We start from the raw sequence: 14,916 nt of genomic DNA on the forward strand, positions 1-14,916 counted from the left end.
GCAAGCGCCTGGCAACTGCCGGTCACGCCTGGTCCGGCACCACGGCGATCACGTCGATCTCCATCAGCCATTCGGCCTGGGCCAGGCCGGCCACTACCAGGCCGGTGGAAATCGGGAACACGCCCTTGAGCCATTTGCCCACTTCCTTGTACACCGGCTCGCGGAAACGTGGGTCGGTGATGTAGGTGGTGGTCTTGACGATATGCGACAGGTCCGAGCCGGCTTCTTCGAGCAGTTGCTTGACGTTCTTCATCGCCTGTTCGGCCTGCGCCCGCGGGTCACCCAGGCCCACCAGCCTGCCTTCGAAATCGGTGCCGACCTGGCCACGCACATAGATGGTGTTACCGGCCCGCACCGCCTGGCACAGGTCGTTGTCCAGGGTCTGGTTGGGGTAGGTGGCCTTGGTGTTGAACATGCGGATGCGGGTATGGGTAGGCATCAGTGGGCTCCGAGGGTGCTGACGTTGCTGAATGTGGCGGGTTGCTGCCGGTCGGCCGCGCGCTGGTCGCGGTCGCGGTAGGCGCTGTAGGTGCGTTGCGTGGCAATGTGGCCGGCGACGTGTTTGGCGTCGTGCCATACGCCCCAGATGAACGACGAGCCACGGCGCGACAGCCATGGCAGGCCAAGGAAATACACACCTGGTTCGCGAGCGACACCGCGCTGATGCTGGGGCTTGCCATTGGCGTCGAAGGTGTCCACCTGCAGCCAACTGAAGTCCACGCCGTAGCCGGTGGCCCAGATGATGCTGCGGACACCGGCCTTGGCCAGGTCCAGCTGCTGCAGTGGGTTGAGCATGCAGGCCGGGTCGGCCAGGCGCCGGCGCGCTTCAGGCTCTTGCGGCAGGTCGAGGCCGTTGCGCTCCACATAGGCATCGGCGGCGTCCAGCAAGGCCAGGTAGTTCTCATCGCCCCGCGTGATGTTCTCGACCAGGTTGTCCTGGAAGTGCGCCACGCCGTTTTCGAACGACCGGGTCAGGCCAACCAGGGTCATGCCCTGGTGGGCGAGGGCACGGAAGTCGACCGTATGGCCCCCACGGGCGCCGCTCACGGCAATGGTCACGTGCTCGCGGCCAGGCTTGGCAATCTCTGCGTCCCATTCACCCAATACGCCCAGCCACCAGCAGAAGTCGCGGTTGCGGTAAGCCCGTGGCGGGCGATCATGAGCGCCGACCGACAGGTACACCTGGCGGCCGGCACGCATCAGCTCTTCGGCGATCTGCACGCCGGACGAGCCTGCACCCACCACCAGCACTGCACCTTCGGGCAGTTGTTCGGGGTTGAAGTAGGCGGCCGAGTGGATCTGGTGCAGGTTGGCGTCTTTTGGCGCGATCGTCGGTATCACCGGCTTCTGGAACGGGCCGGTCGCCGCCACCACGCGGTTGGCGCGGATCACGCCTTCATTGGTTTCGATGGTGAAGCCAGGGCGGTCGCTGTTGCGCTGTACTTTCTTCACTTCGATGCCGGTGCGCACCGGCAGGTTGAACTTGCGTACGTACTGCTCGAAGTAGTCGGCCACCTGGTCCTTGCCGGCGAAGGCGTCGGCATCGAGGTTGAATTCCAGCCCCGGGAAGCGGTCGTGCCAGGCCGGCCCATTGGCCACCAGCGAATCCCAGCGGCCGCTGCGCCAGGCCTCGGCAATGCGGTTGCGCTCCAGCACCAGGTGCGGCACGCCCAGCTTGCTCAGGTGTTCGCTCATGGCCACGCCAGCCTGGCCGGCGCCGACCACGAGGGTGTCGATTTCGAAGTTGTTCAGTGTCATGTCCGAGCCCTTGTTCAGGCGGTTTTTGTCAGGTCGGTTCGGGGACCGCCGTTGCCTGGGGCCAGACTAGGGATGCTGCGCAAATGGCGAAAATAGTATTTAGCTGGGGCTTGCCGATAAAACGGCGAAGGCCCGGATCTTATGGCCGCAACTGTTTTGTTGAAACGCTGAAAGCTCGCGCACTCGCTGTGGGAGCGGGCATGCCCGCGAACACCGGCAAAGCCGGTGCCAGCCACTGCGTCGCCTGGTTCGCGGGCTCGCCCGCTCCCACAGGGCCTCAGACCCTAGTTTTTTCCTGCCTAGCCCCTCGGAAAAAGGTGGTTTCGCCTGCCCGAAGGTTCCACCCAGAATGGCCTGCATTGCACAGCACAACAGGAACCATGCCATGACCTTCTCCATCATTGGTCGCTGCCAGGAAACCGGCCAGGTCGGTATCGCCATCAGTTCGTCGAGCATCGCCGTAGGGGCCCGTTGCCCGTGGGTGCGTGCCGGCGTGGGCGCGGTCGCTACCCAGAACATCACCCTGCCGGCGCTGGGCCCGCAGATTCTCGACGCCATGGAGCAGGGCCAGTTGCCACCCGCCGCAGCGCTGGACCGGGTGTTGAGCGCCAATGGCTGGAGCGAGTACCGCCAGGTGACGGTGATCGACAGCACCGGCCAGGTGGCCTTGTTCACGGGGCGCGAGGCGCTTGGCACACACCATGCCGTGGCCGGCGAGCAATGCGCGGCGGCGGGCAATTTGCTGTCCTCCACCGTGGTGATCGAGGCGATGGTGCTGGCCTTCGAACAGGCCGGTGGGCACCTGGCCGACCGCCTGCTGGCGGCCATGCACGCGGCGATGGCTGCGGGCGGTGAGGCGGGGCCGGTGCACTCGGCGGCGCTGAAAATTGCGGGCGAGCTGACCTGGCCACTGGTGGACCTGCGCGTCGACTGGGCCGACAACGACCCGATCGGAGCGCTCGATGGCCTGTGGCAAGCCTACCGCCCACAAATGCAGGACTACGTCACCCGCGCCCTCAACCCGACCTCTGCGCCAAGCTACGGGGTGCCGGGCGATGAGTGAGTTTGCCAGCCGCACGCTGCTGGCCAGGCTGGTCGGCTTTGCCACGGTCAGCCGTGACTCCAACCTGGCGCTGATCGGTTTCATTCGCGATTACCTGGCCGGGTTGGGCGTGGAATGCGAGCTGTTCCACAACCCGGAGAGAACCAAGGCCAACCTGTTTGCCACCATCGGCCCCAAGGATGTTGGCGGCGTGGTGCTGTCCGGGCACACCGACGTGGTGCCGGTAGACGGCCAGGCCTGGTCGGTCGAACCGTTCGCCCTCAGCGAACACGATGGCCGCTTGTATGGCCGTGGCACAGCCGACATGAAGGGCTTCATCGCGTCAGTGCTGGCAGCGGTACCCGCATTTCTCGCCCAGCCGCTGCGCATGCCGGTGCACCTGGCATTTTCATATGACGAAGAGGTCGGCTGCCTGGGTGTACGCTCGATGCTCGCAGCGCTCGAACAGCGCCGGCACAAACCGCGGCTGTGCCTGATCGGTGAGCCCACTGAACTCAAACCCGTGTTGGGGCACAAGGGCAAACTGGCGATGCGCTGCCAGGTGCATGGCGCTGCTTGCCATTCAGCGTATGCACCGTATGGCGTGAATGCCATCGAGTATGCCGCCAGGCTTATCGGCAAGCTGGGTGATATCGGCGACGCGCTGGCCTTGCCGCAGCATCACGACGAGCGTTTCGACCCACCGTTCTCCACGGTGCAGACCGGGGTGATCAACGGGGGCAGGGCGCTGAACATCGTGCCGGCCGAGTGCGAATTCGATTTCGAGGTGCGTGCCTTGCCGGGGTTCGAGGCACAGGCGGTGGCGGACCAACTGCAGGCCTATGCCGAGGCTGAGTTGCTGCCGCGCATGCGCAAGGTCCACGCCGGCAGCGCCATTCGCCTGCAGCCGCTGAGTGCCTATCCGGGGTTGGCTACACCGCAGAACAGTGAAGCTGCGCAGGTGGTGGCGCTGCTCAGTGGTTCGGATAAATTCGGCACCGTGGCGTTTGGTACTGAAGGCGGGCTGTTCGACCAGGCGGGCATCCCGACCGTGGTGTGCGGGCCCGGGAGCATGGAGCAGGGGCACAAGCCGGATGAATTCGTCAGTGTCGAACAGCTGCAGGGCTGTGATGCCATGCTGCTCAGGCTGGTGGATCACCTCAGGCAGGCTTGACGGTTGAGCTGCCGGGGCTCTGTGGGCGCGGGTGCACTCGCGAATGGGCCGCAGTGCGGCCCCCGGCGACTCAGAAGGTTGCTTTTACCTGCAGGCCCACCACCAGCGCGTTGTCGATGTCCTTGCCAGTGAACGCCCCTGGCTCGATGATGTACTGCACATCCGGGCGCAGGTTCAGCCATGGCGTGGCCTGGTAGCCGTAGCTCAGCTCGATCAACTGCTCGGCGCTGTCGATATCGGGGAACGGCTGGCCGGCGTTGAATGCAGCATCTTCCAGCACATCGCGGCTACGCGGGTTGGGTACGGCGCGGCCGTAACCCAGTGCCACGGTATCTCTCGGGCGGCCTTCGAACGGCTTGTACAGCACCACCCCGGCGCCATACCACTTGGTGAACGGCGAAGCGGCCTTGCTCGACGCCGAATACTGGCCGAAGGCGTGCAGGCTGCGGCCTGGCGAGGCCTGATCGTTCCACAGCGCCTGGTCGACCAGCAGGTAGTGCCCACCGCGCCCCGACACTTCGTCGTCGCTGCCGATGCGCTTCACGTCGGAGCTGTCGTAGTAGTAGCCGAGCTTGTACTCGCCCGGCAGCTCGCCCTGCAGCTTGTACACCAGCTCCACCGGGACCACGGTGCCAGTGGTGTGCTTGGGCCCCAGGTGCCAGGCACGGCTGGAATTGCCATTGCTCTCGGGGTCCACATTGAACGCTGCCACACGCAGTTGCCAGGCGGGCGACAGGTCGTACTTCACGCGCACGCCGAGGTGGGCGTTGGGGTAGTTGGTCCAGCCGCTGCCCCCCGACATGTTCAGCGGGTGGCCACAGAAGCCGGCGTTCATGAAATTGCACAGGATGCCGCTGTCCAGGCCGCCGACGTCGTTGCCCATGGCCATGTAGCCCAGCTTGACGTTGAGCGCAGGGGTGAACAGGGTGCGTTCGTAGCTCAGCTCGGTCAGGCGGGTGTACAGACCGCCGTAGTTTTCCTGGATCGGCAGGCGGTTGCCGACCAGATCGTCCGACGCGCTGTTGCCGCGACGGTCGTTGATGGTCAGCTGGACTTTGCCGCCGTTGTCCAGGCCGTACAGCTTCGACAGGTCGAACTGCACGCCCAGCTTGACGTTCTGCGAGTAACGCGCCGAGCGGTGCAGGCCGCCATGCGCGTTGTAGGCGGTTTCACCGCTGTAGTCGCCGGTGATTTTCACCCCATCCTGTTCCAGCTGGTGGCGCAGGCCGCCCCAGTCACCGGTGAGGGTGCTGCGGGTGAGGAGGTCGTCGTTGGCAAGTGCAGTGCTGCTGGCCAGCGCCAGCAGCAGGGTGGGGGTGAAGCGAATTACGGATGGCATTGCTGTGTCTCGGGTTGTCTGTTCGGGCCTCTACGCGGGTGAGCCGGCTGCCACAGGGACTGCACCATTTGCCGGGGCAGTGATCCTCCTGTGGCGGCGGGTTCACCCGCGAACGGGGCGACGCTGTGTTACGGCAAGGCGTAAGCGATCACGTAGTCGCCACGGTCGGTCGACTGGCGCGCACCGCCCGCTGTCACGACCACGTACTGCTTGCCGGTTTTCGGCGAAACGTAGGTCATAGGGCCGCCCTGGCTGCCCACTGGCAGGCGCGCCTTCCAGATTTCGTCACCGTTGCCGCTGTTGTAGGCGCGCAGGTAGAAGTCCTGGGTGCCGGCAATGAACACCAGGCCGCCTTGGGTCGACAAGGTTCCACCCAGGGTGGGCAGGCCGATCTTGATCGGCAGGTGCATGCGGATACCCAGCGGGCCGGTGTCTTCAACGGTGCCCACCGGTACCTGCCAGGCCACCTGGCGGGTCTTCATGTCGATCGCGGTGAGGGTGCCGAACGGCGGCGCCTGGCATGGAATACCGGCTACCGACAGGAAGCGGTTCTTGTTCACCGCATACGGGGTGCCCTTGAGCGGTACTGCACCCATGCCGGTGTTCAGGGCTTCGCCGCCGGACGCTGCATTGCCTTTGTTCTGCGACGGAATCATCTGGATCCACAGGCCCAGGCGCATGTCGTTGACGAAGATGAAACCGTGCACCGGGTCGGTGGAAAGGCTGCCCCAGTTCATGCCGCCCAGCGAACCCGGGAAGCTCAGCGACAGGTCGGTGCCGGGCGCTGTGTACAAGCCGTCATAGCGCATCTTCTTGAAGTCGATGCGGCACAGCAGCTGGTCATACGGGGTAGCACCCCACATGTCCGACTCGGTCAGGGTCTGCGCGCCGATCTGCGGCATGCCCACCGACTTGGGCTGGGTTGGCGAGTACGGCTCGTTTGGAATGTTACTTGGCTTGACCGGAACTTCGTCGACCTGGGTCAGCGGTTTGCCGGTGGCGCGGTCGAGCACATAGATCTGCCCGGCTTTGGTGCCGATCACTACCGCAGGTACGGTCTGGCCGTCGTCCTTGGTGAAGTCGATCAGGCTCGGCTGCATCGGTAGGTCGAAGTCCCAGAGGTCGTTGTGCACGGTCTGGTACACCCACTTCTGGTTGCCGGTGGTGGCGTCCAGGGCCAGCACCGAAGCGCCGTAGGTGTGGTCCAGCTTGCTGCGTTCAACACCGTAGATGTCGGTGGACGACGAGCCCATCGGCAGGAATACGGTGTTCATCGCCGGGTCGTAGGACATCGGTGCCCAGCTGTTCGGGGTGCTGCGCACGTAGGTGTTGTCGCCCTGCGGGGCCTGGCGGTCTTCCGGGTTGCCCGGGTCGAAGGCCCAGCGCATTTCCCCGGTGATCACGTCGAAGCCACGGATCACGCCGCCTGGCATGTCGGTCTGGACGTTGTCGGCAACGCGGCCGCCGACCACCACGGTGGTGCCGGCCATCAGCGGTGCCGAGGACAGCTGGTAGTAAGAGTCTGGCACATCGCCCAGGCCGGCCATCAGGTTGACCTGGCCGTTGTTGCCGAAGCCCTGGCAGAACTCGCCGGTGTCGGCATCGACGGCAATCAGGCGGCCATCGATGGTGTTGGTCAGCAGGCGACGCTGGCAGTTGGCGCCGGCCGGCACGCTACCGCCGGTGACCGGCGAGCTGTTGGGCTGGGTCGGCTGGGCGATGGCCGCAGTGGCATCGAAATAGGCCAGGCCACGGCAACGCTGCCAGACCTTGGACTGGGCATTGATGGCGTTCTTCCACAGCTCTTTGCCGGTGTCGGCATCCAGCGCGATCAGGTTGTTGTGCGGGGTGCAGATGAACACCTTGTTGCCGATCTGCAGGGGTGTCAGCTGGTCTTCGGCACCGTTGCCGTCGCTGATGGCGACGTCGCCGGTGTGGTAGGTCCAGGCCACCTTCAGCTTGTTCACGTTGTCACGGTTGATCTGGTCCAGCGCGGCGAAGCGGCTGCCACCTTCGGTATTACCGTAGTGGGCCCAGTCCTTCTGTTCCTTGCCGGCCTCGACCGCGGTCATGCCCGGGCCTTTGCCAGTAGGGGCTACGCTTGGGTGGGCGACGAACATGTTGCCGGCGGCAACCGCCAGCACCACGGCCATCACCGCGGCAACGCCGTAGGCACCGCGCCCGGCGCTGGCGCCATTGGCGCGGGCCAGCAGTGGGTACACCAGCGCTACCACCATGCCGATGACACCGAACATGAACAGGCGCGAGAACAGCGGCCAGAACACCAGGCCGGCGTCGACCAGCGCCCAGAGGGCAGTACCAACCAGGAACAGCGCGTACAGCCAGGCGCCCGCTTTTTTACGGCGGGCAATGAGCACACCGGCGATGGCCATGGCCAGGCCGCCGATCAGGAAGTACCAGGAACCGCCCAGGCCGGCGAGTTTGACGCCGCCGGCAGCCAGGAGCAGGCCAAGCAGGGCGATGATCACGCCCAGGCCAATCAGGATGATGTTTGAGGCGCCAGAGGCGCGCGGTGTTTCGTTCATGCCAGGGATCTCAGCAGGTGGAATGCGCGCAGTTTAAGCCCTTAGCTTGCTAATTAACAAGTTGGTACATAATTTTGTGAGGCTGATTGTCGCAGGGCTGAACTTAACGCGGTGTGTCTAAAATTCTAGATCGTGTCTGGAAAAATGCATGAAAACACCGGGTATGGCGGGCAAGGTTTTTTATCGCGGCTACGTTCATTTGTAGGCTTTACGCCGGTTGGGCGTGCGCCCGCCATGGCCCTGTTTGCTTGGCGCCATGCTTCTTGACCGGGCTGGCGGTTTGTAAGACCTTTGCGAGTTTTCGAGGACGGCCTGACATGGACAAACTTTTGGCGATGAAAATGTTCGTGGCCACCGTCGATGCCCAGGGTTTTTCAGCGGCTGCACGCCGGCTGGGGGTGGCGACCTCGTCGGTGACGCGCCTGGTCGATGCCCTTGAGTCGGCGCTGGGCGCCACCTTGCTCAATCGTTCGACGCGCCAGGTCAGTCTGACCGAGGCAGGCGCGCGCTACTACCAGCGCGCCCGGGGCATCTTCGAGGCGCTGGACGAGGCCGATGCCAGCATCTCGGACCGCGGTGAGGAACCGGTCGGTGTGCTGCGCCTGTGCTTGCCGGTGGAGTTCGGCAGGCGGGTCATCGCCCCGCACCTGGGGCCTTTTCTGGCGCGCCACCCGGCGCTGGAGCTGGACATCGACCTTAGCGACCGCATCGACGACCTGCTCGACGGGCGTTATGACCTGTCGATCCGCCTGGGTGACCCAGCGCCCAGCGATGAAATGGTGTGCCGCCCACTGGGCCGCTTCCAACGCTGGCTGGTCGCCAGCCCGGGCTACCTGGCCGAGCGCGGGCCGCCCCTGCATCCCCGGCAGCTGCTTGAACACGCCTGCCTGCGTTTTCGCTACGGGCAAAAAGCACGGCCCTGGCGCCTGACCTGTGGCCAGGAAAGCCTGGAGCTGGACGTAAGCGGGCCGCTGCGCAGTGCCAACGCCGACATGTTGCGCGAAACGGCGCTGGCGGGCAGCGGTATTGCATTGCTGGCCGACTGGCTGGTACGCGAAGACGTTGAAGGCGGTCGGCTGCAGCGCCTGTTCCCTGAATGGCAAGCCAACCCTGGCACCGCCAACGACTGTATCAACGCCCTGTACCTGCCCAACCACCGGGGTTCGCGACGGGTCAGCGCTTTCATCGGGTTTTGCGAAAATGTGCTGAATACTGGCCGCTAGCGTTGCGCTATACGCAAAGGCGCGTTGCGTAGCTGCCCAATTCTCGGCGCCGCTGCCCGCAGGTAAGGTGGCCGTCATCCCCATACCTTGTCGAGGAACCTCGCATGAACCCTTCCGTCGCGTCAGCGCAACCGGCCACTGCCGGCCTGAGCCGGGCCCTGGTCGTACTCCTGGCGTTCTGCTGCGGCGCTATCGTCGCCAACATCTACTACGCCCAACCCATCGTGGGGCTGATAGCCCCGGACCTGGGGCTGTCTACCGAACATGCCAGCCTGATCGTTTCCCTCACCCAGCTCGGCTATGCCTTGGGCCTGTTGTTGCTGGTACCGTTGGCCGACTTGCTGGAAAACCGTCGTCTGATGGTGGCCACCGCCGTTCTGGCCTGCATCAGCCTGCTGTTGGCAGGTACCAGTGGCAGTGGCCAGGGGCAGTTGTTCCTGGGTTACGCCCTGCTGATCGGCTTCAGTTCAGTGGCGGTGCAGATGCTGATTCCGCTGGCGGCGCACCTGGCGCCCGAGCACCAGCGCGGTCGGGTAGTGGGCAACATCATGGGTGGGTTGCTGCTGGGCATCCTGCTGGCCCGGCCGTTGTCCAGCCTGGTGGCCGACCACTTCGGCTGGCGTGCGGTATTCATCGGCGCAGCCGGGGTGATGTTGGCGATCATCCTGCTGCTGGCGTCGACCCTGCCGCAGCGTCGGCCCGAGCACAAGGCCAGTTACGCAGGGCTGATGCTGTCGCTGCTCACCTTGCTGCGCCATTACCCGCTGCTGCGCCAGCGCTCGCTGTACCAGGCCTTGATGTTCGCCGCATTCAGCCTTTACTGGACGGCGGTGCCGCTGGCCCTGGCTGCAGGGCATGGCCTGTCGCAAAGCCAGATTGCCTTGTTCGCGTTGGTCGGCGCAGTGGGTGCGGTTGCGGCACCCATTGCCGGCCGCCTGGCCGATGCCGGGCATGCCCAGGCGGGGTCGTTACTGGCGCTGTTACTGGCGCCGGCCGCCTTGCTGCTGGGTTTGACGGTGCCCGGCTACAGCGTGATCGGCCTGGGCCTGACGGGTGTGCTGCTGGATTTTGCGGTGCAGATGAACATGGTGATCGGCCAGCGTGAAGTGTATGCACTGGACCCGGCCAGCCGTGGGCGTTTGAATGCGGTGTACATGACCAGCATCTTCCTTGGCGGGGCGCTGGGTTCGGCAGTGGCCAGTGCGCTGTTCAGCCAGTTTGGTTGGGCAGGGGTGGCATTGGTGGGCGCCGCCTTGCCGGGGGTGGCGCTGCTGGTCTTCGTTTTCCAGGCACGCCAGGCTCGATAGGCGCTGCAACGCCAGTGGCAGTGGCCTGCCTGTGCCAGGGGCTAGCGGCTCAAGGGCAAGGCCACGCCAATCAGGGCGAACAAGCTCCCGCAGCAGCGATTGAAGCCTTTGCCTGCTTTGCTCAGCCAGGGCCGAACCCGGTACGCCAGCCGCGCCAGCAGGTATTCGACCAGAAACTCGACGCTGGCGAAGGTGGCCGCCATGACCACGAACTGCAACAGCAGCCCGCGCTGTGGGTCGATGAACTGTGGCAGGAACGCGCCGTAGAACAGCAGCACCTTGGGGTTGGCCATGGCCGACAGCAGCCCTTGGCGAAACAACCCTGCGTTGTTCAGCCCAGCGTTGCCCGCATTGAGTTCCAACTGCAGGCCTGGGCTGCGCCACAGCTGAACACCTAGCCAGACCAGGTAGGCACCCCCTAGCCATTTCAGTACGCCAAGCACCGACGCCGAGGCCTGCAGCAATGCACCAAGCCCGAACATCGCCAGGGCGATGAGCGCGCTGAAGCCGAACACGCCGCCGACAATGGTGAACAGGGTTCGCCGGGCCCCATATAGGGCGCCGTGGGTCAAGGCCAGCAGGCTGTTAGGGCCTGGGGTGAGCGACAAACCGATGCTCGCCAGCAGGTAGATGAGCCATGTGTCGAGGTTCATGCCGGGTAACGCCATGTGATGAACAGGGCGCCAGTCTAGGGCGCAATGGTGGCGCTGGCAGGGTAATATCCGGACATTCGATGGTACTTTCTGGACGTGAATACCGTGTATCCCGATATTCGCTTGCTGATCTTGCCGCTACCGGATTTTGCCTTGCTGCCGTTTGGCGCCTTCCTCGACAAGTTGCGCTTCAGCGCCGATGACGAGGACTACAGCCAGCAGCGTTATTGCAGCTGGACGGTGGCGGGGCTGGGTGGTGAACCGGTGCCTTCCAGCAGCGGTGCAGTGCTGCAGGTCGAGGCCGTGGCCGGCGACCTCGAGCTGGCCAGTTTCGACTACCTGGTGCTGTTCGGCGGGCGCAATGCCATGGCCACCGCCGCACTTGCACCGCGCTACCAGGCTTTGCTCAAGCGCGCCAGCAAGGCGGGCGTCAAATTGGTCGGGGTCGACAATGGTGTTTTCCTGCTGGCGGCGTGCGGCCTGTTGCGTGGGCACAAGGTGGTGGTGCACTGGCGCCACGAAGCCGAATTCCGGGCGGCGTTCCCGCATGTGCAGCTACTGCCTGAGCAACTGTACTGCATCGATGGCAACCGTATTACCTGCGCCGGTGGCACGGCGGCCATCGACCTGGCTGTCGCGCTGCTGTCATGTGCCTGCGGTCGCACGCGGGCACTCAAGGGCTTGGCCGACATGCTGGTGGATGAAACCCGCGACAGCCGCCATGCCTTGCGCTCCCTGGAGCCGGGCAGCGGGCCGGGGCGACAGGTGCAGAAGGCGCAGGCACTGATGCGCCATCACCTGGGGGCGCCGCTGGCGGTGGAGCAACTGGCGGCAGCGTTGGGCATCAGCCGGCGCCAGCTGGACCGGCAGTTTCATGCCAGTCATGGCCTGAGTGCCAAGGCCTGGTGGCGCGAAATGCGCCTGCAGCAAGCACGCTGGCGCTTGCTCAACTCCACCCACAGCCTGGCGCAGATTGCCGATGAAGTCGGCCTGGGCGATGCCAGTTACCTGGGCAAATGCCTGCGGGCGCGGTTTGGCTGTACCGCGCTCGAGCTGCGCGCAGCTACACACCAGGGCTGAAGCGCGCCTGACAAGGTTGCAAGGGGGCTCGAATTCACTGTGGTGTGCCGAACAGTGCGGTCCAGTAGATGCCCGCATCGCTCTTCGGGTCCACTGCGTAGGCAGCCCCCAGGTCGCGGAACTCGGGGTTCATCAACGTGGCACAGTGCCCGGGGCTGTCCAGCCAGCCTTCGACCACCTTGTGCGCAGTGTCACGCCCAGCAGCAATGTTCTCGCCGATCTGCTGATACAGGTAGCCGGCCAGCTCCGCCCGGTCGCCGGGGGTGCGGCCATCCTTGTCGATGTGGTCGAAGAAATTCTGGTTGGCCATGGCCCGCGTGTGGTTGGCGGCAGCCCCCGCCAGCACCGTGTTCCAGCTTAACGGCGGGGCGGCAGCGAAGGGTTGCCCGCCACACTGCCGGGCCACCTTGCGGGCCGCGTTGATTTCCTCCACCACTTTCTGCCCTTCGGCTTGCCAGTCACCGAGGCGGCCACTGAGCAGTGGCCGGGCCAGCACGATACGCCAATCGCGGCCTTCCTGGCTGACGCCGATGTCGACGAACTGCGGGTCCAGCACCACCTGGCAGAAACTTTCCTCGATGGCATGCATGGCCGCAGGCGCATCGCGCGGCCCCGACAGGCTGATGGCCTGCACATTGACCATAGGGTAGGCCGCCCGGGTCATGGCCTGCTGCAGATCGCGGGTGCCCTCCGGCGACAGCGCCAGGCGGGTATCGCTGTTCAGCGGTGGCAGTTCCAGCGATGCCTCGCCACCACAAGGTTGGGCCTGGCTGCGGTAGGCATTGATCGACGCGATCAGTTGCGCTTCTTCGCCGGTAACGGCCAATGCCCCGGTCGAAATCAACAGGCCAAGCGACAAGGCGGCAACGGATGACAGCACGCGCATGTGTATCTCCCTATGACTGGCAGCGGCGTGGTAGGCGCTGCTCATCCTACACAAGCTCGGGGCTTTTGGCCCAGGCGGGTGCAAGGCAAATAAAACGCCGGCAAACAGTGCCGGCGGTACACGAAGGGAGGTAGACCATTGCCCGCCGCAAAAGTGCGAAGCTTGGGCAAACAAACCTAAAAGCCGGCGACAAGTCGGGTGACAGGGCAGTGTGCACTAACACGTGCCTTGTCAGCGGGCCAACGCCTGGTTGGGTTTGTAGAACAAAAAGTGCGTGGTCTTGGCCGTTCGGCGATAAGCCTTGGCCCAGGCTGGATGCACACTGCGGTCATGGAAGTAGAGCGCGCCACCAGTGGAATCCTGCAACTGCTGGTTGAGGGCTTTGCGCGCAATTTCCTTGGCAACGTCGTAGCGCTGTGGCTCCTCGACCTGGTCGGGGCGCCCGTCGCACCACCAGGAAAACTGGCAGGCTTTGCTTTCAACGCCCTGCTTGACCACACCACAGATGGTATCCGGAAAGCCATCCTGGCCCAGGCGGTTCAGCACCACGCTGGCCACGGCGGCCATGTCTTTGGCATCGGCCCCCTTGGCTTCCCAGTAAAGGGTGCGCGCCAGGCAGGTAAGGCTGTCATCCAGCGGTGCCTTGCCAGCCGGGTCCACGGCCTGCGCTTCGCTCGGGGTCAACTTTTCGGCGGGCTTGGGCGGGGGCGCTGCCTCGACCACTTTTTCTTCAAGGGCCTCGGCCTTGCCCTCGGCCAAGGCGGCTTTGGCGGGGTCGGCAGCGTGCAAGGGGGCGGCAAGCAGGGCGGTGGTCAGGCCGATCAGCATCCACGAAAAGCGCATGGTCGAACTCCGAACGGTGGGCTGATGCCAGTCTAGCCAAGCGTAAGCATTAATACCAAAGGCAGGGTGGCGGCGGCGGCCACGGTTTGCAGGGCGATGATGGTGGCCATCAACGGTGCATTGCCGCCCATTTGCCGCGCCATTACGTAGGAGGACGACGCTGTCGGCAGTGCCTGGAACAGCACCGCCACCACTGCGGCCTGGCCGCCCAGGCCCAGCAGCCGGCACAGGCCCCAGGTGGTCACGGGCATGACCAGGAACTTGAACGCCGAAGCCGCCAGTAATGGCCGCGCCTGCTGGCCGAGGCGGGCGCCGCCCAGCGCTGCCCCCACGCACAGCAGCCCCAGCGGCAGGGCAGCCTGGCCCAGGGCCTTGACCGTGGGCTCGATACCCGGCGGCAGGCCCAGCCCGGTCACGCGCAGCAGCAGGCCACCCGCGCAGCCGACAATCAGCGGGTTGGCGAAGATTGCCTTCAGCACGGTTGCTGGCGAACTGTGGCGGGCGCTGAAGCGGGCGAACACCAGCACGCAGAGCAGGTTGACCAGGGGCACGATGGCCGCGTTGGCAACCGCGGCCAGGGCTATGCCGGCGCTGCCGTAGAGGCCGGCAGCCAGGGTGGCACCAATGTAGTTGTTGAAGCGGATACCGCCCTGGAACACCGAGGTGAAATCGGCACCCTCGTGGTCTGCCATGCCTTGGTAGAGCACCAGCATCACCGCGCCCGCCAAGGTGGAAAGCATCAGCGCGCCGACCATGCCCAGCACCGGCACACCCTCCAGGTTGGCGGTGGCCAGGCCATGCAGGAACAGCGCTGGCAGCAGTACGTAGTAGCTAAGGCGTTCAGCGCCAGGCCAGAAGGTTTCGGCCAGAAACCCCCGCAGGCGCAGGAAAGTACCCAGGGCAATCAGCAGAATGATCGGGAGCAGGGTGGTCAGCAGCAACTGCAGCATGTCAACGTTCCGTGGTCGGGTACCGGCAAAGACTACGGCTACGCAACGATTTGTGAAACGGTATTGACTGCACTCGCTGCTGAAAACGACAGCCCGGCTGACCACCAAGCCTGCC

General features: G+C 64.9%; 13 protein-coding genes. 5 read left to right on the top strand and 8 right to left on the bottom strand.

Going from position 1 to position 14,916, the window contains the following annotated elements; translation table 11 throughout:
• Positions 1-22: 22 nt before the first annotated feature.
• Positions 23-439 (bottom strand): RidA family protein, encoded by a 417-nt coding sequence (locus K4A76_RS10170; RefSeq protein ID WP_029887064.1) that lies wholly within the window; start codon positions 437-439, stop codon positions 23-25.
• On the bottom strand, positions 439-1,758 hold the full coding sequence (locus K4A76_RS10175; RefSeq protein ID WP_274412082.1) for a flavin-containing monooxygenase: 1,320 nt from the start codon (positions 1,756-1,758) through the stop codon (positions 439-441). Before K4A76_RS10175 ends, K4A76_RS10170 begins: the two co-directional genes overlap by 1 nt.
• A 385-nt stretch (positions 1,759-2,143) precedes the next feature.
• Between K4A76_RS10175 and K4A76_RS10180 the strand changes: the two genes are divergently transcribed.
• Together K4A76_RS10180 and argE are read left to right on the top strand one after the other, a co-directional pair.
• Positions 2,144-2,821, top strand: coding sequence for a DUF1028 domain-containing protein (locus tag K4A76_RS10180; RefSeq protein ID WP_029887066.1), 678 nt, complete (start codon positions 2,144-2,146; stop codon positions 2,819-2,821).
• Positions 2,814-3,974 (top strand): acetylornithine deacetylase, encoded by a 1,161-nt coding sequence (gene argE / locus K4A76_RS10185; RefSeq protein WP_274412083.1) that lies wholly within the window; start codon positions 2,814-2,816, stop codon positions 3,972-3,974. Before K4A76_RS10180 ends, argE begins: the two co-directional genes overlap by 8 nt.
• A gap of 70 nt (positions 3,975-4,044) precedes the next feature.
• Here argE and K4A76_RS10190 read toward each other — a convergent pair whose 3' ends face one another.
• Together K4A76_RS10190 and K4A76_RS10195 are read right to left on the bottom strand one after the other, a co-directional pair.
• Entirely contained in the window at positions 4,045-5,313 is a 1,269-nt protein-coding gene (locus tag K4A76_RS10190) for a carbohydrate porin (protein ID WP_009686532.1), read from the bottom strand.
• A 128-nt stretch (positions 5,314-5,441) separates the two neighbouring features.
• A complete protein-coding gene (locus tag K4A76_RS10195) occupies positions 5,442-7,859 on the bottom strand; it encodes a glucose/quinate/shikimate family membrane-bound PQQ-dependent dehydrogenase (RefSeq protein ID WP_161893143.1) in 2,418 nt (805 codons plus the stop codon).
• Positions 7,860-8,176: 317 nt separating this feature from the next.
• On the opposite strand from K4A76_RS10195, the gene K4A76_RS10200 reads away from it, so the two are divergent.
• Together K4A76_RS10200 and K4A76_RS10205 are read left to right on the top strand one after the other, a co-directional pair.
• Entirely contained in the window at positions 8,177-9,082 is a 906-nt protein-coding gene (locus K4A76_RS10200; protein ID WP_274412084.1) for a LysR family transcriptional regulator, read from the top strand.
• 104 nt (positions 9,083-9,186) lie between these two features.
• Positions 9,187-10,389, top strand: coding sequence for an MFS transporter (locus tag K4A76_RS10205; protein ID WP_274412085.1), 1,203 nt, complete (start codon positions 9,187-9,189; stop codon positions 10,387-10,389).
• 41 nt (positions 10,390-10,430) lie between these two features.
• Here K4A76_RS10205 and K4A76_RS10210 read toward each other — a convergent pair whose 3' ends face one another.
• Entirely contained in the window at positions 10,431-11,042 is a 612-nt protein-coding gene (locus tag K4A76_RS10210; protein ID WP_054912745.1) for a LysE family translocator, read from the bottom strand.
• 105 nt (positions 11,043-11,147) lie between these two features.
• On the opposite strand from K4A76_RS10210, the gene K4A76_RS10215 reads away from it, so the two are divergent.
• Positions 11,148-12,122: a GlxA family transcriptional regulator gene (locus tag K4A76_RS10215; protein WP_274412279.1), complete on the top strand. Its 975-nt coding sequence runs from the start codon at positions 11,148-11,150 to the stop codon at positions 12,120-12,122.
• Positions 12,123-12,156: 34 nt separating this feature from the next.
• On the opposite strand, the gene K4A76_RS10220 is transcribed toward K4A76_RS10215, so the two are convergent.
• The 3 genes from K4A76_RS10220 to K4A76_RS10230 form a co-directional block, all read right to left on the bottom strand.
• Complete coding sequence (locus tag K4A76_RS10220) at positions 12,157-13,008, bottom strand: CAP domain-containing protein (RefSeq protein WP_047149650.1); 852 nt, start codon at positions 13,006-13,008, stop codon at positions 12,157-12,159.
• Positions 13,009-13,239: 231 nt separating this feature from the next.
• Positions 13,240-13,851, bottom strand: coding sequence for a cell wall hydrolase (locus tag K4A76_RS10225; protein WP_274412086.1), 612 nt, complete (start codon positions 13,849-13,851; stop codon positions 13,240-13,242).
• 32 nt (positions 13,852-13,883) lie between these two features.
• A complete protein-coding gene (locus K4A76_RS10230) occupies positions 13,884-14,801 on the bottom strand; it encodes an AEC family transporter (RefSeq protein ID WP_054882236.1) in 918 nt (305 codons plus the stop codon).
• Positions 14,802-14,916: the final 115 nt, after the last annotated feature.

Source organism: Pseudomonas sp. NEEL19 (assembly GCF_028751975.1).
Classification (GTDB): Bacteria; Pseudomonadota; Gammaproteobacteria; order Pseudomonadales; family Pseudomonadaceae; genus Aquipseudomonas; species Aquipseudomonas juntendi.

What these genes read in the sequence shown, in the direction of transcription:
- K4A76_RS10170 (WP_029887064.1), bottom strand. Translation starts at nt 439, where the DNA reads ATGCCTACCCATACCCGCATCCGCATGTTCAACACCAAGGCCACCTAC.
- K4A76_RS10175 (WP_274412082.1), bottom strand. Translation starts at nt 1,758, where the DNA reads ATGACACTGAACAACTTCGAAATCGACACCCTCGTGGTCGGCGCCGGC.
- K4A76_RS10180 (WP_029887066.1), top strand. Translation starts at nt 2,144, where the DNA reads ATGACCTTCTCCATCATTGGTCGCTGCCAGGAAACCGGCCAGGTCGGT.
- argE (WP_274412083.1), top strand. Translation starts at nt 2,814, where the DNA reads ATGAGTGAGTTTGCCAGCCGCACGCTGCTGGCCAGGCTGGTCGGCTTT.
- K4A76_RS10190 (WP_009686532.1), bottom strand. Translation starts at nt 5,313, where the DNA reads ATGCCATCCGTAATTCGCTTCACCCCCACCCTGCTGCTGGCGCTGGCC.
- K4A76_RS10195 (WP_161893143.1), bottom strand. Translation starts at nt 7,859, where the DNA reads ATGAACGAAACACCGCGCGCCTCTGGCGCCTCAAACATCATCCTGATT.
- K4A76_RS10200 (WP_274412084.1), top strand. Translation starts at nt 8,177, where the DNA reads ATGGACAAACTTTTGGCGATGAAAATGTTCGTGGCCACCGTCGATGCC.
- K4A76_RS10205 (WP_274412085.1), top strand. Translation starts at nt 9,187, where the DNA reads ATGAACCCTTCCGTCGCGTCAGCGCAACCGGCCACTGCCGGCCTGAGC.
- K4A76_RS10210 (WP_054912745.1), bottom strand. Translation starts at nt 11,042, where the DNA reads ATGAACCTCGACACATGGCTCATCTACCTGCTGGCGAGCATCGGTTTG.
- K4A76_RS10220 (WP_047149650.1), bottom strand. Translation starts at nt 13,008, where the DNA reads ATGCGCGTGCTGTCATCCGTTGCCGCCTTGTCGCTTGGCCTGTTGATT.
- K4A76_RS10225 (WP_274412086.1), bottom strand. Translation starts at nt 13,851, where the DNA reads ATGCGCTTTTCGTGGATGCTGATCGGCCTGACCACCGCCCTGCTTGCC.
- K4A76_RS10230 (WP_054882236.1), bottom strand. Translation starts at nt 14,801, where the DNA reads ATGCTGCAGTTGCTGCTGACCACCCTGCTCCCGATCATTCTGCTGATT.